A 19,998-nucleotide genomic window follows, 5' to 3' on the forward strand; every position below is an offset into this window, starting at 1 on the left:
CTGCCGGTGGGCTGTTAGCGTGCGGCCATGCGCGCACCCATCGGAGACTTCGACACAGCCACCCCCGTCCCGGACTGCCTTCAGGAACTGACCGCGCCCGTCGCCGACGCCGTACGCCGCTGGCAGGGCGCGGTCCCCGCCGACCGCATCCTCTACGTCGACACGGATCCGCGCTGGGCCGACACGGCCGTGTTCGTCGAGCACTACGGCCGCGACCTGCTGGAGCAGTCGGCGAACTGCGTGGTCGTCGCCGGCAAGCGGGGCGGTGATACCACCCTCGCCGCGTGCGTGGTGCTCTCCACCACCCGGGTCGACGTCAACGGCGTCGTCCGCCGTCAACTCGGCGCGCGCAAGGCCTCGTTCGCCTCGATGGAGACGGCCACCGGCGAGACCGGCATGGAGTACGGCGGCATCACCCCGGTCGGCCTGCCCGCCGGCTGGCCGGTCCTGCTGGACCCGGCCGTCGTCGACCTGCCCTACGTCCTCGTCGGCAGCGGACGCCGGCGGGGCAAACTGCTGATCCCCGGCAAAGCCCTGACGGAGCTGCCGGGCGCCGTGGTCCTGGAGGGGCTCGGGATCGCCTGAGGCCGGCGCACAGATCTGCCTATGACGCCGTCAGACGGTGGGTGTCAGATGGTGGGCCAGGACGAGATGAGGGTCCCTCTCGCCCGGCGCGGGAGCCGGGTCGGCGTGGATCAGGGCGGCCGTCAGCCGCGGTACGGCGTGGAGCAGGGCATGTTCGGCCTCGACGGCGATCGCGTGCGCCTGTCGTAGCGTCGCCTCGCCGTCCACCACCACCGCGAGTTCGGCGCGCAGCCGGTGCCCGATCCAGCGCAGCCGCAGTTCGCCCACCTCGCGCACGCCCGGCACCGCTCGCACCGCCCGCTCGGCCCGGTCCACCAGCGCCGGGTCGACGGCGTCCAGCATCCGCCGGAACACCTCCCGCGCCGCGTCCCGCAGCACCAGTAGGATCGCAGCCGTGATCGCCAACCCGACGACCGGGTCGGCCGGGTGCAGGCCGAGGGCCGACCCTCCTGCGCCCAGCAGCACCGCGAGCGAGGTGAACCCGTCGGTACGGGCGTGCAGCCCGTCGGCGACGAGCGCGGCCGAGCCGATCTCCCTGCCCACCCGGATCCGGTACCGGGCCACCCACTCGTTGCCCCCGAACCCGACCAGGGCGGCCGCCGCGACCGCCGGCAGGTGCGTCACCGGGCGCGGATCGAGCAGCCGTCCCACGGCGGCCCACGCGGCGAACGCCGCCGACGCGGCGATGGTCAGCACGATCACCAGTCCCGCGAGATCCTCCGCGCGCCCGTAGCCGTAGGTGAACCGCCGGGTCGCCGCCCGCCGCCCCAGCACGAAGGCGATGCCGAGCGGTACGGCGGTCAGGGCGTCGGCGGCGTTGTGCACACTGTCCCCGAGCAGCGCCACCGACCCGGACACGGCCACCACCGCTGCCTGCGTCAGCGCGGTGACCCCAAGGACGGCCAGCGACACCCACAGCGCCCGCATCCCGCGCGCCGAGGCCTCCATGGCCGGGTCCAGCTTGTCGGCGGTGTCGTGGGAGTGCGGGGTGAGGAGATGCGCGAGCCGGTGCCGGAGAGCGCGAGCGGGGGCGTGACCCTTGTGGCTGTGGCTGTGGCTGTGGCTGTGGCCGGGCACGTGGTGATGAGGGTGCCGGTCGTTCACGTGGGTCCCCTTCCGTGCGTAATGGACGCGTGGCGCCCACCGGACCATTATGTGCGTATGAGCGCACGCATGCACCTGTCACCTGCACACCATGCGCACCCGCGCAGCCCGGGCGCGGAGCAGTTCGCGCTCGCCGCCGAGCTGATGGCCCTGCTCGGCGACCGCACCCGCCTCACCCTGGTGCACGTCCTGACGGCCGGCGAGGCCGACGTCACGACGCTCACCGAGGCGTGCGGCGCGGCCCGTCCCGCCGTCAGCCAGCACCTGGCCCGGCTGCGGCTCGCCGGCCTGGTGAAGACCCGCAAGGAGGGCCGCCGGGTGGTCTACTCACTCCCGCACGGACACGTGCGCCGACTGGTGGAGGAGGCCCTGAAGACGGCGGACCACCACCTCGTCGAAGGGCGCACCGGGAGTCCCCGCACATGACGGTGTCCCGTCAGCCACGGCTCTGCTGACGGGACACCTGGTAGGGGAGTGGCTCAGTGGGCCGGGGCGTCGGTGACGACGACCTCCTCGATGTCGCGCTCGATCTGCTCGGCCTTGGAGGCGGTCGCCTTGGCCCAGTAGTAGATGACGATCGAGAACGCGGCGACGACCAGCAGGTCCCACCACAGCGGCAGGTCACCGGTGCCACCGAAGGTGCTCAGGTAGGAGATCAGGCCCAGGCCCGCCAGGTACGGCGGCAGCCACTGCGCGGCCTTGAAGTCCAGCCGGGGAGCGTCGGGCAGGCCCTTGCGGATGGCGTAGGCGGCGTAGGAGCCGAGCAGCAGGTAGCCGAGCAGGATCGCGCAGCCCAGACGCCACAGGGTGTCCCAGCCGGACCAGAAGATGATCAGGTTGGCGACCACGAAGGACAGGGGCGAGATGATGTTGCCGGCGGGCAGCTTGTACGGACGCTCGTGGTTGGGCAGACGGTCCTTGAAGACGCCGTAGGCCAGCGGGGCGCCCGCGTACATCAGCACGCTCGCCGAGGTGATGAAGCTGACCAGCGTCTGCCAGCTCGGGAACGGCAGGAAGCAGATCACGCCGGTCACGAACGACATGGCGAGACCGAACCACGGCACACCGCGCTTGTCCGTCTTGGCGAACACCTTCGGCGCGTAGCCGTTCTTGGCCAGGCCGTAGGAGATACGGGAGGTGGCGGTGGTGTAGATCAGGCCGGTGCCGCCGGGGGAGATGATCGCGTCGGCGTACAGGACCCAGGCCAGCCAGCCCAGACCGCACAGCGTGGCGAGACCCGCCCAGGGGCCGCTGATGCCCACGTAGTCCAGGTTCGCCCAGCCCTTCGCGAAGGAGGCATGCGGCAGGGCGGCGATGAACACGACCTGGAGCAGCAGGTAGATCGTGGCGCCGATCGCCACCGAACCGAGCGTGGCGCGGGGCAGGTCGCGCTTCGGGTTGCGGCTCTCACCGGCCAGCTGGATCGCCTGCTCGAAGCCGAGCAGCGCGAAGATGATGCCGCTGGAGCTGATCGCGGTCAGGACGCCCTTGGCGCCGAACGGGGCGAAGCCCTCGGAGGTGAAGTTGCCCGGGTGGAAGTTGCCGATGGCGATGACGAAGATCGCCGCGAGCGGGACCGCGATCTTCCACCAGGTGGCGGCGCTGTTGGTGTGGGCCAGGACGCGGACGCCGAGGAAGTTGACCGCGACGAACACGGCCATCAGGACCACCGCGACGACGATGCCGCTGGTGGTGAGCGTGCCGTTGGTGTTCTGCAGCCCGTCGGCGAAGTGCCAGTGCTTGGCATAGCCGATCATGGCCTCGACCTCGATGGGCGCGACCGTCGCGGCCTGCAGCCAGGAGAACCAGCCGAAGGACATACCGGCCAGGCCGCCGAAGGCGTAGTGCGGGTAGCGCGCGGTACCGCCCGCCACCGGGAACATGCCGCCCAGTTCGGCGTGCACGAGGGCGAGCAGCACGATGGCCACCGTGCCGATCATCCACGAGATGATCGCGGCGGGGCCGGCCGCCACTACTGCTTTCTCGGCACCGAAGAGCCAACCGGAGCCGATGATGGAGCCAACCGAGGCCCACATCAGACCGATGAGTCCGACGTCGCGGCGCAGACCGCCACCGGTGTCGCTTGTGGCTACCGGCGCAGCCTGGTCGACATTCGCCATGTCAAGTGGCCTCTCAGATCGTAAACGCGGGATTAACGAGCAAGGAGGCCACAGGCTAGGGAGGCTTTCCAACTGAGCAAAAGAGTGTTAACCAAATTTTGACCTGGGATCTTAGCTGCCTTGGGCGCACGCTCGGTTACAGCCTTGTCACAGCTCAGATGCTCACTGTGAATGTCAATATTCAGCAGCGAATTGTGAGTAGAAGGAAAGATTCGCTACTGCAGAAGGGGAATTTCGATCGCCGGGCAACGGTCCATGACCATGTCCAGACCGGCCGCCCGGGTCCGTTGGTACGCGGTCTCGTCCACGACACCGAGCTGGAACCACACCGCCCGCGCGCCCTTCGCCACGGCCTCGTCGGCCACCGCGCCGGCCAGCTCGCTGTTGACGAAGACGTCCACCACGTCGACGTCGAAGGGGATGTCCGCGAGGGAGGCGTAGCCCTGCTCGCCGTGCACCGTCTCGGCCGCGGGGTGCACCGGCACGATCCGCTTGCCGAACCGCTGGAGCACCTGCGCCACCCCGTAGGCGGCCCGGCTCCGGTTGGTGGACAGGCCGACCACCGCCCAGGTGTCGCCCAGCTCGGTCAGAATCCTGCGGATCGTGGCTTCGTCGCCGTACACGGCCGCCTCCTGGTTGCCGGTGATAACTGTTCGCCCGGGCAACAGCACCCCGGCGGGTCCGGATTCCCGTCCCGTAGCCGCCACCATGTCCGGAATCGGCGCAAGGTGCCTGCGCGCGACCGCCCGCCCGCCTACGCTCGCCCCGTGCTGCACATCCTCGACGCCCGAACCGGTGAGCCCGTCCCCGCCGCGCCCGCCCGCCGCGGCCTGACCCGCATCGAGGCCTACGCCTCCGGCCTCGACCCGACCGCCCTGCGGGTGCTGCTCACCGCCGACCTCCTGGTCCGCGCCCTGGAACTGTCCGGCACCCCCGTCTGGACGATCCTCACCGCCCCCCACCGCCACGCCGAACTCCGCACGGCCGCCACCACCCTCTCCATCCGCCCCTTCGAGGACGGCCGCGACCTGGCGTCGGGGCTGGGCGCGGCTCAGGCGATCCATGTGACGTCCGACCCCGCGAACGTCCTCAACACGGGTCCGGTGATGCGGGTGGCCCCGGTGGAGTGGACGGGGAACGCGACCGGCGAAGCCACCCCCGCGCAGGCTTCCGCACCCCCTTCCGCCCCCACCCCCGAGACCGCCGTACACCCCGCGCTCCCGGTGCTGCTCGCCGATCCCGCTGCCCTGCGGCTCGCGCTGCTCTCCGTCCCGCGCGGTGACACTGTCCGGCTGGACCCCGCGGCGCTGGGTGAGGCTGCCGGACGGTTGGCGCGGTGGCGGCGGGCCGTCGCCGGGTGGGCGCGGCAGCCGTCGCGACCGGTGCCCGATGACGTGCGGGTGCGGTTGCGCTCCGCGTGGGAGGACGACCTCGACCTGCCCGGGGTGCTGGAGGTGCTGCGGTCCGTGGAGACCGGCGCGGACATCTCCGACGGCGCCCGGTTCGAGACGTACGTCTATGCCGACCGCCTGCTCGCCCTCGACCTCGCCCGCGATCTCGGGAGCCTCGCGTGATCGCGCGGGCGGGCGCGGGCCCGCTGCGCCGGCTGGTGGTACTGCGGCACGCCAAGTCCGCCTGGCCCGAGGGCGTCGAGGACCACCGCAGGCCGCTGGCGCCGCGCGGCCTGCGCGACGCCCCGGCCGCCGGACGCGCCCTCGCCGACGCCGACTGCCTGCCCGACCTCGCCCTGTGCTCCACGGCCGTACGCGCCCGGCGCACCTGGGAGCTGGCCTCCGCCGAGTGGGGCACCCCGCCACCGGTGCGCCACGACCGGCGGTTGTACGCGGCCGGCGTCCCCGAGCTGCTGGAGGTGCTCCGCGAGGCGCCGCCCGAGGTGGAGACGCTCCTGGTGGTGGGACACAACCCGGGGCTGGAGGAGCTGGTGCTGGAGCTGGCCGGTGACGGTCTCGGCGACACGCTGGAGCGGGTCCGTGTGAAGTTCCCGACCTGCGCGATCGCCGTCCTCGACTGGCACGGCAGCGGCTGGGCCGCCCTCGCCCCGGGAACGGCCCTCCTGACGTCCTTCACGGTGCCACGCGGACCCAAGGGCTAGCCTCTCGAAGGGCGCGTGGGCCGTGTTCGGCATGCGGCCACCGCCGCGCGGGTGCGACCGGCCACAACGAGGCGGCAGACGAAGGACGGCACAGCGAGGCACCTGCCGGTCGGCCCTCCCCGGCGGAGCGCATACGCTGACGGGATGCAGGACGAGTACCGCACAGTCGCCCGCGCGGGCGTGCACGAGACCGAGATCAACCGCTCCCGCTTCCTGTGCGCCCTCGCCCCGGCCGCCACCGAGCAGGAGGCGCAGGACTTCATCGCCTCCGTGCGCAAGGAGCACGCCGACGCCACCCACAACTGCTGGGCGTACGTCATCGGCGCCGATGCCTCCGTGCAGAAGGCCAGCGACGACGGGGAACCGGGCGGCACCGCCGGCGTCCCCATGCTCCAGATGCTGCTGCGCCGTGAGATGCGCTACGTCGTGGCGGTCGTCACCCGCTACTACGGCGGCGTCAAGCTGGGTGCCGGCGGACTCATCCGCGCCTACGGCGGCGCCGTGGGCGAGGCCCTCGACACGCTCGGCACGCTGACCCGGCGCCGCTTCCGGCTGGCCACGGTGACCGTCGACCATCAGCGCGCGGGCAAGGTGCAGAACGATCTGCGCGCCACCGGGCGCGAGGTGCGGGACGTCCGTTACGGCGAGGCCGTCACCATCGAGATCGGCCTGCCGGACGCCGACGTGGACGCCTTCCGCGCATGGCTCGCAGATGTGACGGCGGGCACGGCAGGGTTCGAACTGGGCGGAGAAGCCTACGGAGATGCCTGATGAATGGCGCAAATCGGTCATAACTCATCAAGGTCGACCGGGTGTCACGGTCTGATACGGGAGCAACCGCCCGTGATGTCAGACCCGGCCGTTAATCTCGGGGATCATGAGACTTCTGCACACGTCCGACTGGCATCTCGGCCGGGCCTTCCACCGGGTGAACATGCTCGGGGCCCAGGCCGAGTTCATCGGTCACCTCGTCACCACCGTGCGCGAGCGCGAGGTGGACGCGGTGGTCGTGTCGGGCGATGTGTACGACCGCGCGGTGCCCCCGCTCGCCGCGGTCGAGCTGTTCGACGACGCCCTGCACCGCCTCGCGGACCTCGGCGTGCCCACGGTGATGATCTCCGGCAACCACGACTCGGCCCGCCGGCTCGGCGTCGGCGCCGGGCTCATCGACCGCGCCGGCATCCACCTGCGCACCGAGCCGTCCGCCGCAGGAACCCCGGTCGTGCTGGCCGACGCCCACGGCGACGTCGCCTTCTACGGCCTGCCGTACCTCGAACCTGCCCTGGTGAAGGACGAGTTCGGGGTGGAGAAGGCCGGCCACGAGGCCGTACTGGCCGCCGCCATGGACCGCGTCCGCGCCGACCTCGCCACCCGCGCGCCGGGCACCCGCTCGGTCGTCCTCGCCCACGCCTTCGTCACCGGCGGCCAGCCCAGCGACAGCGAGCGGGACATCACCGTCGGCGGGGTCGCCGCCGTACCGGCCGGGGTCTTCGACGGCGTCGACTATGTGGCCCTCGGGCATCTGCACGGCTGCCAGACCATCACCGAGCGCGTGCGCTACTCCGGCTCGCCGCTCGCCTACTCCTTCTCCGAGGCCGGCCACCGCAAGAGCATGTGGCTCGTCGACCTGGCCGCCGACGGCTCCGTCACCGCCGAGCGCCTCGACTGCCCGGTGCCGCGCCCGCTGGCCCGCCTCCGCGGCACCCTGGAGGACCTGCGCGCCGACCCGGAGCTGACCCGCCACGAGGACTCCTGGGTCGAGGCCACCCTCACCGACGCGGTCCGCCCCGCCGACCCCATGGCCCGCCTCACCGAACGCTTCCCGCACACCCTCAGCCTGGTCTTCGCCCCCGAGCGCGCCCCGGACGATCCCCAGGTGTCGTACGCCCGGCGTCTCGCCGGCCGCAGCGACCAGCAGATCGCCCAGGACTTCGTGGCCCATGTGCGCGGCGCCGGGCCCGACGAGCAGGAGGCCGCCGTGCTCCGCGAGGCGTTCGACGCCGTGCGCGCCGACGCTGCCGTACGGGAGGTGGCCCGGTGAGGCTGCACCGGCTCGACATCACCGCCTTCGGGCCCTTCGGCGGCTCCCAGAGCGTCGACTTCGACGCCCTGTCCGCCGCCGGACTGTTCCTGCTCCACGGCCCCACCGGCGCCGGCAAGACCACCGTCCTGGACGCCGTCTGCTACGCCCTGTACGGCTCCGTCCCCGGCGCCCGGCAGAGCGGCCAGGGCATGCACCTGCGCAGCGACCACGCCGAGCCGCGCACCCGTACCGAGGTCCGCCTCGACCTCACCGTCGCCGGCCGCCGCCTGGAGATCACCCGGCAGCCCCCGTGGGAACGGCCCAAACTGCGCGGCAAGGGCACGACCGTCGACAAGGCCCAGACCTGGCTGCGCGAGTACGACGCCGCGGCCGGCGCCTGGAAGGACCGCAGTCGCTCCCACCAGGAGATCGGCGAGGAGATCACCCAGCTGCTCGGTATGAGCCGCGAGCAGTTCTGCCAGGTCGTGCTGCTGCCCCAGGGCGACTTCGCCCGCTTCCTGCGCGCCGACGCCGAGGCCCGCGGCCGGCTGCTCGGCCGCCTTTTCGACACCCAGCGGTTCGCCGACGTCGAAAAGCGCCTCGCCGAGCGACGCCGCGCCACCGAGGCACGCGTGCGTGAGGGCGACGCGGCACTCCTCGCCGCTGCCCACCGCATGCAGCAGGAGGCCGGCGACGCCATGGAGCTGCCGGAGCTGGCCCCCGGCGATCCGGGCCTGGCCGACGCCGTGCTGGGCGCCGCCGCCGTCGCCCGCGCCACCGTCCGGGAACGCCTCACCGCCGCCCGCTGCCGGCTCGCCGCCGCCGAGTCCGCCCACGCCGAGACCCGGCGCGCCCTGGACGACGTACGCGAACTCGCCCGCCTGCAGAGCCGGTTCGCCGAGGCCCGGCAGCGCGCCGAGCGGCTCCAGGAGCGGACCGGCGCCCACCGCGAGGACCGTCGGCGCATGGAACGGGCCCGCAAGGCGGAGGCGGTCGCACCCGCGCTGGAGCTGCGCGAGGCCGCCGAGCAGGAGCACCACAGGGCGATCCGGACCGAGGCACGCGCGCGTGGCCTGCTCCCCGACTCCTGCGCCGACGCGTGCGCCGCCGGACTCGCCTCCGCCGCCCGCAGGGCCGCCGAGGAACTGGGCGGCCTGGACGCGGCCCGGCGCGCCGAGCGGCGGCTCACCGAGCTGGCCGAGGAGCAGTCCGGCCTCGACCGCCAGGAGCGCGCCGACGAGGAGGCGCTCCGCGAGGCCGAGGCCTGGCTCGCCGAGTGGGACACCACCCGCGCGGCGCTGCAGTCCCGCGTCGACTCCGCGCAGGAGGCCGCCACCCGCGCCGAACAGCTCGCCGTGCAGCGGGAACCGATGCGCAGCCGCCTCGACGCGGCCCGCACCCGGGACCGGCTGACCGCGGACCTGGAGCAGGCCCGGCAGCGCGCGCGAGCCTCCGAGCAGCGCGCCCTCGACGCCCGCGCCCACTGGCTCGACCTCAAGGAACAGCGTCTGAACGGCATCGCCGCCGAGCTGGCCGCCCACCTCACCGACGGCGAGCCCTGCGCCGTCTGCGGAGCCGTCGAACACCCCGCACCGGCCCGCAAGGTCGAGGGCCACGTCGACCGCGAGACCGAGGAGCGGGCCCACCAGGCCTGGCAGCAGGCCGACGCCCGGCACATCGAGGACGAACGGCGCCTCGGCGTCGTCCGCGAGGCCCTGGCCGCCGCCACCGCCGAGGCAGGCGACCAGCCCACCGCGCAACTCGAAGCGCTGGCCATCGAGTTGGAGCAGGAGTACGCCCGCGCCCGGCGCGACGCCTCCGCGCTGCACGCCGCCCACGAAGAGCTGCGGCGCGCCGAGCACGAGCGCGAACAGCGCCTCGCCGACCGCCAGCAGGCCGCCGTACGGTCCGCCGCCCGGCTCACCCGCCGCGAGACCCTGGAGCGTGAACAGACCGCGCTGAAGGCGGAGCTGGCGACGGCGCGCGGCAGCTCGGGCAGTGTGGCCGCGCGCGCCGCACAACTGGAGCGTCAGGTGGCCCTGCTCACCGACGCAGCCGACGCCGCGCGCACCGCCGAGGACACCGCCCAGCGCCTGAAGGACGCCGACGCCCGCCTCGCGGACGCCGCCTACCGCGCCGGTTTCGACACCCCGCAGGCCGCGGCCGACGCCCTCCTGGACCCCGCCGCCCACCGCGAGCTGCAGCACCGCCTGGACGCCTGGCAGACGGAGGAGGCCGCCGTGCGTGCGGCGCTGGCAGAGGCCGACACCGCGGCCGCCGCGCAGCGCCCGCCCGCCGACCCGGCCACGGCCGAGCGCGCGGCGGCCGCGGCCGAACACCGGCTGCGCGAGGCGGCGTCCGCGCAGGACGCGGCGGCCCGCTGCTGCGCCGAGCTCGACCGCCTCTCCGCGCATGCCACCGAAGCCGTACGAGCGCTCGCCCCGCTCCGCGCGGAGTACGACCGGGTGGCCCGCCTCGCCGCCCTCACCGCGGGCACCGCCGCCGACAACGAACGCAAGATGCGCCTGGAGTCGTATGTGCTGGCGGCTCGCCTGGAGCAGGTCGCCGCCGCCGCGACCGCACGGCTGCAGCGCATGTCCTCGGGCCGCTACACCCTCGTCCACTCCGACGACCGCACCGGACGCGGCCGCAGCGGACTCGGGCTGCACGTGGTCGACGCCTGGACCGGACGCGAACGCGACACCGCCACCCTGTCCGGCGGCGAGACCTTCTTCGCCTCCCTCGCCCTCGCCCTCGGCCTCGCGGACGTCGTCACCGACGAGGCCGGCGGCGTCCGCCTCGACACCCTCTTCATCGACGAGGGCTTCGGCAGCCTCGACGACCAGACCCTCGACGAGGTCCTGGACGTCCTGGACTCGCTTCGCGAACGCGACCGCAGCGTGGGCATCGTCAGCCACGTCGGCGATCTGCGCCGGCGGATCCACGCCCAGCTGGAGGTGGTGAAGGCCAGAGCGGGCTCCACGCTGCTCCAGCGGGGGGTTCCCAGCAGGGACCTCAGCCGCTGAAGCAAGTAGGTGACCTGGCTCAGACCGGCGGGATGAGCCGGCGTGCGACGAGGTCGGCGTGCACCTGCTCCAGGTGGGAGGTCTCGCTCCGGGCCGGGTTGACTCCGATGGAGGTGGGGACGATGACGCCGTCGAGGGGGTCGTCGTCGCGCGGCTGTCCGAGGGTGAGTACGGCGCCGATGCCGGGGGCGTTCCGGTCGCGTGCGGTGAGCGAGTCCAGCCCCCAGCGTTCCTCCACGGTCTTGAGCAGCGACGTGTGATCCAGCGGCGTGGATCCGTTGGGGACACGGAAGACGGTGCCGGGCTCGATCAGCGGGGACACCAGCACGGTGGGCACGCGCACACCGAAGCGTGTGAAGTCGAAGCCGAACTCGCCCACCGCCTGGTGGGCGGCTCTGCCTCCGAGGGCGGCGGTATGTGGTCGTAACAGCCGCCGTGCTCGTCATAGGTGATGACGAGCAGCGTTCCCGCCCAGTCGGGGCCGCTGCGCAGGGCGTAGTACACGTCGTGGATCAGCTGTTCCCCGAGGGCCACGTCGTAGTTGGGGTGCTGACTGTTGCCGGTGGGCGACCAGGCGGGCTCAAGGAACACGAAGGCGGGCAGGGCGCCTTGCGCGGCCGCCTGCTTGAAGTCGATGAACTGGCCGAAATGCGGCGCGGCGGCAGCGGCGATGTCGGGGAAGTCACCGCGGGTGAGCGGCTGGGCGTGGTAGCCGTACACGGTCCACTCGACGTTGTTCCGGGAGAGTTCACCGAAGATGCTCGGCGTGGTGAAGGTGTGCGTGTGGTCGTCCATGTGGCCCTGACTCGTTCCGGCCAGGGCGAACGCCCGGTTGGGCAGCGTCTCGGTGGGCACGGAGCTGTACCAGTGGTCGCACACCGCGTAACCGCGGGCCAGCCCGGAGAGCACCGGCAGCCCTTGCGGGGTGAAACAGCCCATGATGTCAGCGGTCGTTGTACCGGGATACACCGAATCGTGCCGCTGCTCGTGGCGTTTGAGGGTCAGGGCGAAGTCGGTGACGAAGCCGTTGTTGGTCGGTTTCTGCCCGGCGGCGGGTGTGGCGGTGCCGAACACCTGGTGGTTGGTGGCCCGATACCCCTCTCCGGGGTTGGCGCCGGGCATGAAGTACGCGCCCGCAATGGTCGGGTCGATCCGGAAGACGGTGACGTCTGCGCCGTTGCCATCGGGATTGGACTCGCCGCCGGTCAATCCCTCGTACGGGGCGCCGGACGGTGACCGGTTTCCTTCGTCGGTGTACAGGAATCCCAGCATGTGGTCGAACGAGCGGTTCTCCAGCATCAGGACCACGAGGTGGTCGATCTGGTCCAGGTGTGGGGATCCAGGCATGCGAAGCCTCCGGACAGACCGATGGCAGGGTGAGGAGGAGGGTAAAGAGGGCGTCGCTGCCACAGGCCGCCAGGCCTCGGTGAGCAGCTGCGAAGGTGCGGCCGCTGGGGGCGTCGGGCAGGAACCCCCTGCCGGTCACGGCGGATCCGCCTCTCACCCACAGCATTTCACCATCTGCTCGCCCGCGCATCCCGGTGGAATTGCACGTCACGCGGTGCTGTGCATCGGGACGTCCGGTGCGGGGACGGACCGCAGCGGGGCGTCAGCGTCCGAGCGGTCGCCGGGGCAGCGGTGAGGAGTACACGACGCTGGTGGTCACCGAGCCCAGCGCGCCGAGCTTCCCGGAGATCTCCTCCAGATGTGCCATCGACCGTGCGGAGACCTTGATGACGAAGCAGTCGTCGCCCGTCACATGGTGCGCCTCCAGGATCTCGGGCGTCGCGGCAACCAGGTCGTGGAACGGCTTGTAGTTGCCGTTCGGATACCGCAGCCGGACGAACGCCAGGATCGGCAGTCCGAGCCGCTCGGGGTCGACGACCGCCGCGTACCCCTGGATCACGCCCGCCTCCTCCAGCCGCCGCACCCGTTCGGTGACGGCACTCGGCGACATGGAGACGGCCCGCGCCAGCTCGGCGTAGCTGGCCCGTCCGTCCCGCTGGAGGACCTCAAGAATGCGCCAGTCGGTGGCGTCCGGGGAATACACGGTCATCCCGGAGAGATAGCAGGGAAATCCCGGCTTGGACAAGGGGGATGCCGTGGATCCCTCCTTCAGGGAGCCGGGTCCGGGCCGTAGATTTCTCGTCATGATCACCAAGCCCGCTGTGAACGCCGTGACCTCTGAGAACCCCGTCCTGCGCGTCGCCCCCGCCGCGCCCGCCGAAGCCGCCGCCTACTTCCGGGCGAGCCTGGCCTTCCACGCCGACGTCTCCGACGTGGCCGCCGCGCTCGCGGCCGGCGGCGACCCCGGCTTCGCCGTCGTGGACACCCGCTCCACCGAGTCCTGGGACCAGGGTCACATCCCCGGCGCGATCCACCTGCCCACCGCGCTCATCCCCGAGCAGGCCGAGCAGCTCCTCGACAAGTCCGTGCCGGTGGTGACGTACTGCTGGGGCCCCGGCTGCAACGGCGCCACCCGCGCCGCCCTCGCCCTCGCCGAACTCGGCTACCGGGTCAAGGAGATGCTGGGCGGCTTCGAGTACTGGGCCCGGGAGGGCTTCGCCTACGAGACCTGGCAGGGGCCTGCACAACACGCCGCCGATCCCCTGACCGCACCCGTCGAAGGCGAGTGCGGCTGCTGACCCGCGCGCGTGTAGGTTCTCTGCCCATGGCTCGATACGCGGATCCAGGCGCGCTGGAGTGGGTGGAATCGGGCGGTGGCCCGCTGATAGCCGTCCCGGAGACGGTGCTGCCGTTCTGGGCGGGCGCCGACAGCGAGGAACTCGACACCGACTACGACCGGGCATGCGAGGTCGACGGATACGTCGGCCTGCTCCCGGTCGGCGACAGCGCGGCCCTGGTGTTCGGCGACGAACCCGCCTCCACCGCCTACCTGCCGGACCACACCGCCTTCGTACGGTGGTCCGCCGCGAACTCCGAGGCCGAACTGCTCGCCACCGTCCCCGCTGCCCTCGACACGGCGGTGTGGGCCGACGAGATGCGCTGGCGGGTGCCCGGCCCGGTGCTGCTCTTCGACTCGGCCTGGCCGGGCGGCGCCCGAGCCAGGAGCATGTGCGCATCGAGCTGGAGCCGGGCTCGTACGCGGTGCGCGCCGCGTACGTCCAGCCCGGACCGGAGACCTGGGTCGGCCTGGTGCAGCTCCGACGGCTCGGCCCCTGACCGGACCGCCGAGCGGTCAACGCAGCCCGTCGAAGGCGATGTTCAGATGCCGCGGGCCGCGCAGCACCGCGTTGCGCCGGTACGGCGGCGGGTCCTCGACCAGACGGGGATTCTCCAGCCGCCGGGCCAGTTCGGACAGGGCGATCTGGGTCTCCAGCCGGGCCAGCGGAGCGCCGAAGCAGCTGTGGATGCCGCTGCCGAACCCCAGGTGCTGGATGTCCTCGCGGTCCGGGTCGAAGCGCTCGGGATCCTTGAACCGCTCGGGGTCCCGGTTGCCCGCGGCCAGCATCAGCCAGATCCGGGAGCCCTTGGGGATGACGACCCCGCGCAGCTCGATGTCGGCGATACAGGTGCGCTGCGGCACGATCTGCACCGGCGGCTCGTAGCGCAGCAGCTCCTCCACGATCCGCACCGACAGCTGTGGATCCTCCCGGAGCCGCTGCAGAACCTCCGGGTGCCGCAGCAGGGTGAGCATGCCGTTGGTGATGAGGTTCACCGTCGTCTCGTGACCGGCGATCAGCAGCAGCACCGCGGTGCTGAGCACTTCCATCATCGTCATGGCACCGTCCGGGCCCCTGCTGCCCACGAGGTCGGACAGCAGATCGTCCTGCGGCTCCCTGGTGCGCTGCTCGACCAGTCCGGCGAGGTACATCCCGAGCTGCATCCGCGCTTCCTGCGCCGCCTTGACGAACTCCGCGTCGGCGTTCTGGCGCGTCTCCGGGTCCAGGCTCGCGACCAGCGGGTCCACCCAGGTGCGAAAGCGCGGCTCGTCCTCCCGGGGCACGCCCAGCAGCCGGCAGATCACCGTCACGGGGAAGGGGTAGGCGAAGTCGTCGACCAGGTCGATCTGCCGCTCGTCCTTCAGCCCGTCGAGCAGCCCGTCCACGATGGCGCCCAGCTCACCGCGCATGTTCTCCACCCGGCGCGGCCGGTGCGGCGGCCCGAAGCCCCGGTTGGCGATGCGCCTGAGCCGGTCGTGCTCCGGCGGGTCGAGCCGGATGAACGACGGCGGCAGCCCTCCCGTCTCGTCCGCCTGGCTCAGTTCGTCGTCGCCGGCGGCGGCCAGATTGGCGGCGTCGGAGCTGATCCGCGGATCGTGGAGCAGCGCCTCGATGTCCCAGTAGGAACTGATGACATAGGGGCCGCCGTCCTCTTCGTGCAGCACCGGTGTCTTGCGGAGTTCCGCGTACAGCGGGTACGGGTCGGCACGGTTGGCGAAGTCGGTGATCTGGCGGAACAGCGAGGCCTGCGTCATGACAAGTCCTTGGAGCGTCGGGGCCGGGCGGCGGTCAGTGCCGGGCGGGGTGGAAGACCAGCTGCTGATCGGCCGGTGAGTAGCCACTGAGGGTCACGGTGGGACCGTGGGTCGGCAGAGACGGGTCGGGGAAGTCGGCCGGCACCGGCTGCCGGCCCTCGGGACGCCGGTCCATCGTCGGGAACTCCACCGGGAACGGCGCGCCCCGCTCGATCTGCCGCGCGTAGAACTCCAGCCACCGGGTGTTGTCGAAGGTCACGGCGGCGATCATGCGGCCCTCGTAGCCGTACACGCCGACGAACCGGCGCTCGGCGAGCGAACCCTGAGTGATCATGATCTGCTCGCCCATCGGCGGCACGCCGACCGACTTGATGTTCACGCCGAACATCGAGGACCAGAACGCGGGCATCCACAGGTGCGGACGACGGTCGGCGCCGTGGCAGATCATGTTGTGCGCGGCCGTCTCCGCCTGGGCGACGGCGTTGCCCCAGTGCTCCAGCGACAGGAACTGGTAGCCGAACAGCGCGTGCGGCGAGCGCGCGACGTCACCGGCCACGAAGACGTCGTCCGTGACGATCCCTCGGAAGTCGAAGGCCCGGCAGCCCGCGTCACAGGCGATGCCCCGGGGCCCGGCGCCCAGCCCCGACCCGGCCAGCCAGTCGGTGTTGCGCACCGAGCCCAGCGAGACCACGACCACGTCCGCCTCGACGACGCTCTCGTCGGACAGGTGGACGGCCCGCACCCTGCCCGTCGCGTCGCCCTCCAGCGAGGTCACCGTGACATGGGTGCGCAGATCCACGCCGTTCTCCAGCTGCAGGTCGGCGGCGACCGCGCCGACGACCCCGCCGAGCGCGCCCACCAGCGGCGCCCCCGCCCGCTCCGCCACGGTCACCGGGAGGCCCATCTCCCGGCAGGCCGATGCGACCTCCGAACCGGCGAAGCCCGCACCGATGACGAACACCCGGCGCGGCCCCGCCTTCAGCCGCTGGTAGAGATCGGCTGCGTCGTCCCGGGTGCGCAGCAGGCAGACGCCGTCCAGCCGGGCCTCCTCCTCCTTCGGCCAGGGCCGGGCGCGGACGCCGGTCGCGATGAGCAGCCGGTCGTACTCCACCTCGTCCCCGTCGGCCAGCCGGACCCGCTTGGCCGTCAGGTCCAGACCGGCCGCCGGGACACCGAGCCGCCACTTGGCGTCGATCTCCCGGCGGTGCGGCAACTCGGTGTGGCGCGCGGACGCCATGCCCAGCAGGACGGACTTGGACAGCGGCGGCCGGTCGTACGGCTCGTACGGCTCGTCACCGATCAGGGTCAACTCACCGGTGAAGCCTTCGGCGCGCAGTGTCTCGGCGGCCCGCAGCCCCGCCAGCGAGGCACCCACGATGACGATACGGCCCTCACGCCTGAGCCAGTCCACATGGTCAGCGGCCATCGGAAGCCTCCCGGGCGGCCCCGGCCCCCGGCTCGGCCCCGGTACCGTCCAGACCGTCCGCCGTGATCGCCTGGACCGGGCAGGCGGCGACGGCACGGGCCAGCCGCTCCCGCTGCTCCTCGGGGGCGTGCGGGTTGTAGACGAGTGACTCATCGCCGTGCATGGCGAAGACATCGGGCGCGAGGAACGCGCACTGGGCGTACCCCTGGCATTTGTTGAGATCGACGACGAGCCTCATCGACGCTCCGCCTTTCCGGTGGCCAGGTCCGGTGGCGCCGGCCTTGTCGCGCGGCATTCCCGGACGGCGGTCATGTCCCGTTTGCCAGCATGAGCGGCGTGCAGCGAGCCCGCCCGTCGGGCAACCCCATTCGGGCTGCCGGCCGTCACGAGGTCGCGGTGGTACGCGTCCCGGCGCGACCGCTCGCCACGATGACATACACGCTGAGCAGGAGTGACCACGCGGGGAAGGCCAGCTCCGCCCAGGGGACGTTGGATGCGACGAAGAGCAGCGTGAGGGCCGTCAGGGAGCCCACGACCGACAGCCAGCGGGGCAGGACAGCCAGGCGGTGGCCGATCACCGACATGGCGGAGACGAAGACGGCCGCCATCCGCGTGGCGTACTCCGTGATCAGGATGTACGCGAGATGACGGCCGAAGTCCCACACGGGCAGGTCCGGCGCCCTGCCGGCGGCGTGTCCGACCACGAGGACGGCCTGCGCGGCCGCGGCGGCACCGAACATGGTGGCGGTGAAGACCAGTCCGCTGCCGAGGAAGACGGTGCTGAGGAACTTGTCCTCGGCCGCGCCGACGTACGCCCGTACCGCGCCGACGAACCACAGGAAGAAGATGCCGGCGAACGGCACCAGCACGAGGGCGGCACGCAACGCGTTACGGCGCCCGGTGTCCGTGAACCCTCCGGCGGTGGCCGCGCCGGCCCCTTCGGGGATGCCCAGCCGCAGCAGGACGATCACCGCCGCGAACAGCAGCGCGAACACCACTCCCGCCAGCCCGGCCGCCCGCGGTGTCTCCAGCACTCGCCGTCCCTGCCCCTGCTGCCGCATCCCGGCCCGCCTCCTCCGCATCGCCTGCGGAACCAGCTAGCCGCCGCCCGACCGCCTGCGCCACCGGGGAGGGCTGTACGGCCGAGGGCGCCGTCCGGCGGGGCGGCCCGGCAGCAGGAGGCTCATGGCCGAGGGGGCCGACCCGAGGTCCGGGACGCAGTGCGCGCCCCCCCGAGCGGGCACGGCACCCGGCGCCGCAGCCCGCGCCCGCTCCGGAGCCGTGAGCCGTTCCGTTCCGGTGCCATGCCCGGGGTGGTCCCGTTCCGGTGCCATCCCCGGGGCGCCGACAGCCCCGAAGCCGTGGTGGCGTGCCGGTGAGAGTGCCTGTGCCCTGCGGACGGGCAGCCTCGCCCCGATCACCGGTCGGCACCGGGTACGACACGGGCGAGAGCCGCGCCGCCCTCGCGGTCAGAGCCGGGCCAGCTCGTCCACCAGGTCGTCCAGCCCCAGCGAACCCTGCGACAGCGCCGCCATGTGCCAGGCCTTCAGGTCGAACGCGTCGCCGTGCCGCTGACGTGCCTTCTCCCGGCCCAGCAGCCACGCCCGCTCGCCGAGCTTGTAGCCGATCGCCTGGCCCGGAATCGTCAGGTACCGGGTCAGCTCGCTCTCCACGAAGTCCGCCGGCCGGCTGCTGTGCGCGCCGAAGAACTCCTGCGCCAGCTCCGGCGTCCACCGCTCCCCGGGGTGGAACGGAGAGTCGGCGGGGATCTCCAGCTCCAGGTGCATACCGATGTCCACGATCACCCGCGCCGCCCGCATCATCTGCGCGTCAAGATAGCCGAGCCGCTCCTCGGGACCCGTGAGGTAGCCCAGCTCGTCCATCAGCCGCTCCGCGTACAGCGCCCAGCCCTCGGCGTTGGCGCTGACGATGCCCACCGTCGCCTGGTAGCGGGAGAGGTCCTGCGCGACGTGCGCCCACTGCGCGAGCTGGAGGTGGTGGCCGGGCACGCCCTCGTGGTACCAGGTCGAGACGAGGTCGTAGACCGGGAAGCGGGTCTGGCCCATCGTGGGCAGCCAGGTGCGGCCGGGACGGGAGAAGTCCTCCGTCGGTGCCGTGTAGTAGGGGGCCGCCGCACCGCCGGGCGGGGCGATGCACGACTCCACCTTCCGTACCCGCTCGGCGAGTTCGAAGTGGGTGCCGTCCAGGTCCTCGATGGCCTTGTCCATCAGGCCCTGCAGCCACTCACGGACCTCGTCCACGCCCTCGATGTGCCGGCCGTGCTCGTCGAGGTGCGCGAGCGCCACCCACGGGGTCTCGGCGCCGGGCAGGATCTTCTCGGCCTCCTGCTTCATCTCGCCGAGGATCCGGTGGAACTCCGACCAGCCGTACGCGTACGCCTCGTCCAGATCCAGATCGGTGCCGTTGAAGTAGCGGGACCAGCGCGCGTACCGCTCGCGGCCCACCGTGTTCGGGGCGCCCTCGATCGCCGGCGCGTACACGTCGCGCAGCCAGTCCCGCAGCTCCACCAGGGCGCCGGTCGCCGCGCGGGCCGCGGTGTCCAGCTCGGTGCGCAGCGCCTTGGGCCCGGCGGCGGCGAAGTCCTCGTACCAGCCGCGGCCGTTGCCGTCCGTGTCCGTCCACTCGGTGAGCTGCTGGATGTACGTCGCGGTCGGCCGGGGCGCGGCGAACAGCTTGCGGTCCAGGCCCGCTTGCAGCGACTCGCGATAGCCGGCGAGTGCGGCCGGCACCGCGCGCAGCCGCTCCGCGATCGCCGCCCAGTCCTGCTCCGTCTGCTGCGGTGTCACGGTGAAGATGTCCCGCACCGAGTGACCGGGCGTGCTCATGTTGCCGATCGCACGCAGGTGTTCGTCCGCCTCGTGCACGGCGAGTTCGGCGGTCAGCCGCTCCCGCAGCAGCCGCGCGCAGCGCCGCTCCACGTCACTGTCCGCACCGGGCTGCCGCTCCGCCTCGGCCAGCTTCGCGAGGGTGGTCCGGGCCAGCTCCGCGAGGGCGGCCTGGCCCGCGGGCGAGTAGTCGGGCAGCCGACGCGAACTCTCCTTCACACCGAGGTAGGTACCGGTCACCGGGTCCAGGGCGATGAGGCCGTCCACGTACGCGTCGGCCACCTCACGGGGCAGCGGGCTCTTGGTCTCAGACATGC

The 19,998-nt window shown here is 72.4% G+C and carries 19 protein-coding genes and 1 pseudogene; 9 read left to right on the forward strand and 11 right to left on the reverse strand.

All coding sequences use genetic code 11. The annotated features are described in order from the left end of the window. The first annotated feature begins 27 nt into the window (after nucleotides 1–27). Nucleotides 28–585, forward strand: coding sequence for a YbaK/EbsC family protein (locus ACZ41I_RS04300; protein ID WP_363218733.1), 558 nt, complete (start codon nucleotides 28–30; stop codon nucleotides 583–585). A 30-nt stretch (nucleotides 586–615) separates the two neighbouring features. On the opposite strand, the gene ACZ41I_RS04305 is transcribed toward ACZ41I_RS04300, so the two are convergent. Next, nucleotides 616–1,689 carry a cation diffusion facilitator family transporter gene (locus tag ACZ41I_RS04305; protein ID WP_468513120.1) on the reverse strand — a complete coding sequence of 358 codons (1,074 nt, stop codon included), beginning with the start codon at nucleotides 1,687–1,689 and terminating at the stop codon, nucleotides 616–618. 57 nt (nucleotides 1,690–1,746) lie between these two features. On the opposite strand from ACZ41I_RS04305, the gene ACZ41I_RS04310 reads away from it, so the two are divergent. Beyond that, nucleotides 1,747–2,115, forward strand: a complete 369-nt coding sequence (locus tag ACZ41I_RS04310) for an ArsR/SmtB family transcription factor (RefSeq protein ID WP_468513121.1) — start codon at nucleotides 1,747–1,749, stop codon at nucleotides 2,113–2,115. 53 nt (nucleotides 2,116–2,168) lie between these two features. On the opposite strand, the gene ACZ41I_RS04315 is transcribed toward ACZ41I_RS04310, so the two are convergent. Further along, nucleotides 2,169–3,809 carry an APC family permease gene (locus tag ACZ41I_RS04315; RefSeq protein WP_363218730.1) on the reverse strand — a complete coding sequence of 547 codons (1,641 nt, stop codon included), beginning with the start codon at nucleotides 3,807–3,809 and terminating at the stop codon, nucleotides 2,169–2,171. A 215-nt stretch (nucleotides 3,810–4,024) separates the two neighbouring features. Next, nucleotides 4,025–4,432, reverse strand: a complete 408-nt coding sequence (locus ACZ41I_RS04320; RefSeq protein ID WP_363218729.1) for a CoA-binding protein — start codon at nucleotides 4,430–4,432, stop codon at nucleotides 4,025–4,027. A 144-nt stretch (nucleotides 4,433–4,576) separates the two neighbouring features. On the opposite strand from ACZ41I_RS04320, the gene ACZ41I_RS04325 reads away from it, so the two are divergent. The 5 genes from ACZ41I_RS04325 to ACZ41I_RS04345 all read left to right on the forward strand — a co-directional run bounded on the left by ACZ41I_RS04325 (nucleotide 4,577) and on the right by ACZ41I_RS04345 (nucleotide 10,971). Then, on the forward strand, nucleotides 4,577–5,383 hold the full coding sequence (locus tag ACZ41I_RS04325) for a hypothetical protein (protein WP_399763308.1): 807 nt from the start codon (nucleotides 4,577–4,579) through the stop codon (nucleotides 5,381–5,383). Beyond that, on the forward strand, nucleotides 5,380–5,922 hold the full coding sequence (locus ACZ41I_RS04330; RefSeq protein ID WP_468513122.1) for a SixA phosphatase family protein: 543 nt from the start codon (nucleotides 5,380–5,382) through the stop codon (nucleotides 5,920–5,922). Before ACZ41I_RS04325 ends, ACZ41I_RS04330 begins: the two co-directional genes overlap by 4 nt. Nucleotides 5,923–6,066: 144 nt before the next feature. Next, nucleotides 6,067–6,693: a YigZ family protein gene (locus tag ACZ41I_RS04335; RefSeq protein WP_363218726.1), complete on the forward strand. Its 627-nt coding sequence runs from the start codon at nucleotides 6,067–6,069 to the stop codon at nucleotides 6,691–6,693. A gap of 106 nt (nucleotides 6,694–6,799) precedes the next feature. Further along, a complete protein-coding gene (locus ACZ41I_RS04340; RefSeq protein WP_468513123.1) occupies nucleotides 6,800–7,963 on the forward strand; it encodes an exonuclease SbcCD subunit D in 1,164 nt (387 codons plus the stop codon). Continuing rightward, nucleotides 7,960–10,971: an AAA family ATPase gene (locus tag ACZ41I_RS04345; RefSeq protein WP_468513124.1), complete on the forward strand. Its 3,012-nt coding sequence runs from the start codon at nucleotides 7,960–7,962 to the stop codon at nucleotides 10,969–10,971. Before ACZ41I_RS04340 ends, ACZ41I_RS04345 begins: the two co-directional genes overlap by 4 nt. Nucleotides 10,972–10,990: 19 nt before the next feature. Here ACZ41I_RS04345 and ACZ41I_RS04350 read toward each other — a convergent pair whose 3' ends face one another. From ACZ41I_RS04350 to ACZ41I_RS04360, 3 genes are all read right to left on the reverse strand, one after another. After that, nucleotides 10,991–11,308 carry an alkaline phosphatase family protein gene (locus ACZ41I_RS04350; protein WP_468513125.1) on the reverse strand — a complete coding sequence of 106 codons (318 nt, stop codon included), beginning with the start codon at nucleotides 11,306–11,308 and terminating at the stop codon, nucleotides 10,991–10,993. Continuing rightward, on the reverse strand, nucleotides 11,281–12,318 hold the full coding sequence (locus tag ACZ41I_RS04355; RefSeq protein ID WP_468513126.1) for an alkaline phosphatase family protein: 1,038 nt from the start codon (nucleotides 12,316–12,318) through the stop codon (nucleotides 11,281–11,283). Before ACZ41I_RS04355 ends, ACZ41I_RS04350 begins: the two co-directional genes overlap by 28 nt. Before the next feature lie 262 nt (nucleotides 12,319–12,580). After that, complete coding sequence (locus ACZ41I_RS04360) at nucleotides 12,581–13,027, reverse strand: Lrp/AsnC family transcriptional regulator (protein ID WP_363217753.1); 447 nt, start codon at nucleotides 13,025–13,027, stop codon at nucleotides 12,581–12,583. A 94-nt stretch (nucleotides 13,028–13,121) separates the two neighbouring features. Between ACZ41I_RS04360 and ACZ41I_RS04365 the strand changes: the two genes are divergently transcribed. Both ACZ41I_RS04365 and ACZ41I_RS04370 read left to right on the forward strand, forming a co-directional pair. After that, a complete protein-coding gene (locus ACZ41I_RS04365) occupies nucleotides 13,122–13,616 on the forward strand; it encodes a rhodanese-like domain-containing protein (RefSeq protein WP_363217754.1) in 495 nt (164 codons plus the stop codon). A gap of 26 nt (nucleotides 13,617–13,642) precedes the next feature. After that, nucleotides 13,643–14,154 (forward strand): annotated as a pseudogene (locus ACZ41I_RS04370) (immunity 21 family protein). 16 nt (nucleotides 14,155–14,170) lie between these two features. Here the strand turns inward: ACZ41I_RS04370 and ACZ41I_RS04375 are convergent. From ACZ41I_RS04375 to ACZ41I_RS04395, 5 genes are all read right to left on the reverse strand, one after another. After that, the gene (locus ACZ41I_RS04375; protein WP_399763287.1) at nucleotides 14,171–15,409 is read right to left on the reverse strand and encodes a cytochrome P450; all 1,239 of its coding nucleotides are present in this window, start codon (nucleotides 15,407–15,409) and stop codon (nucleotides 14,171–14,173) included. A 34-nt stretch (nucleotides 15,410–15,443) separates the two neighbouring features. Next, nucleotides 15,444–16,835 carry an NAD(P)/FAD-dependent oxidoreductase gene (locus ACZ41I_RS04380; protein WP_468513127.1) on the reverse strand — a complete coding sequence of 464 codons (1,392 nt, stop codon included), beginning with the start codon at nucleotides 16,833–16,835 and terminating at the stop codon, nucleotides 15,444–15,446. Beyond that, nucleotides 16,825–17,073, reverse strand: a complete 249-nt coding sequence (locus ACZ41I_RS04385; protein WP_363217758.1) for a ferredoxin — start codon at nucleotides 17,071–17,073, stop codon at nucleotides 16,825–16,827. The genes ACZ41I_RS04380 and ACZ41I_RS04385 overlap by 11 nt, the downstream gene beginning before the upstream one ends. 145 nt (nucleotides 17,074–17,218) lie before the next feature. After that, entirely contained in the window at nucleotides 17,219–17,896 is a 678-nt protein-coding gene (locus ACZ41I_RS04390) for a hypothetical protein (protein ID WP_363217759.1), read from the reverse strand. Nucleotides 17,897–18,304: 408 nt separating this feature from the next. Next, entirely contained in the window at nucleotides 18,305–19,996 is a 1,692-nt protein-coding gene (locus tag ACZ41I_RS04395) for a DUF885 domain-containing protein (RefSeq protein WP_468513128.1), read from the reverse strand. Nucleotides 19,997–19,998 lie beyond the last annotated feature (2 nt).

Source organism: Streptomyces sp. NPDC030799 (assembly GCF_055572255.1).

Coding starts and splice junctions, on each gene's coding strand:
- ACZ41I_RS04300 (WP_363218733.1), top strand. CDS start 28: ATGCGCGCACCCATCGGAGACTTCGACACAGCCACCCCCGTCCCGGAC.
- ACZ41I_RS04310 (WP_468513121.1), top strand. CDS start 1,747: ATGAGCGCACGCATGCACCTGTCACCTGCACACCATGCGCACCCGCGC.
- ACZ41I_RS04315 (WP_363218730.1), bottom strand. CDS start 3,809: ATGGCGAATGTCGACCAGGCTGCGCCGGTAGCCACAAGCGACACCGGT.
- ACZ41I_RS04335 (WP_363218726.1), top strand. CDS start 6,067: ATGCAGGACGAGTACCGCACAGTCGCCCGCGCGGGCGTGCACGAGACC.
- ACZ41I_RS04340 (WP_468513123.1), top strand. CDS start 6,800: ATGAGACTTCTGCACACGTCCGACTGGCATCTCGGCCGGGCCTTCCAC.
- ACZ41I_RS04355 (WP_468513126.1), bottom strand. CDS start 12,318: ATGCCTGGATCCCCACACCTGGACCAGATCGACCACCTCGTGGTCCTG.
- ACZ41I_RS04360 (WP_363217753.1), bottom strand. CDS start 13,027: ATGACCGTGTATTCCCCGGACGCCACCGACTGGCGCATTCTTGAGGTC.
- ACZ41I_RS04365 (WP_363217754.1), top strand. CDS start 13,122: ATGATCACCAAGCCCGCTGTGAACGCCGTGACCTCTGAGAACCCCGTC.
- ACZ41I_RS04375 (WP_399763287.1), bottom strand. CDS start 15,409: ATGACGCAGGCCTCGCTGTTCCGCCAGATCACCGACTTCGCCAACCGT.
- ACZ41I_RS04380 (WP_468513127.1), bottom strand. CDS start 16,835: ATGGCCGCTGACCATGTGGACTGGCTCAGGCGTGAGGGCCGTATCGTC.
- ACZ41I_RS04385 (WP_363217758.1), bottom strand. CDS start 17,073: ATGAGGCTCGTCGTCGATCTCAACAAATGCCAGGGGTACGCCCAGTGC.
- ACZ41I_RS04390 (WP_363217759.1), bottom strand. CDS start 17,896: ATGCGGCAGCAGGGGCAGGGACGGCGAGTGCTGGAGACACCGCGGGCG.
- ACZ41I_RS04395 (WP_468513128.1), bottom strand. CDS start 19,996: ATGTCTGAGACCAAGAGCCCGCTGCCCCGTGAGGTGGCCGACGCGTAC.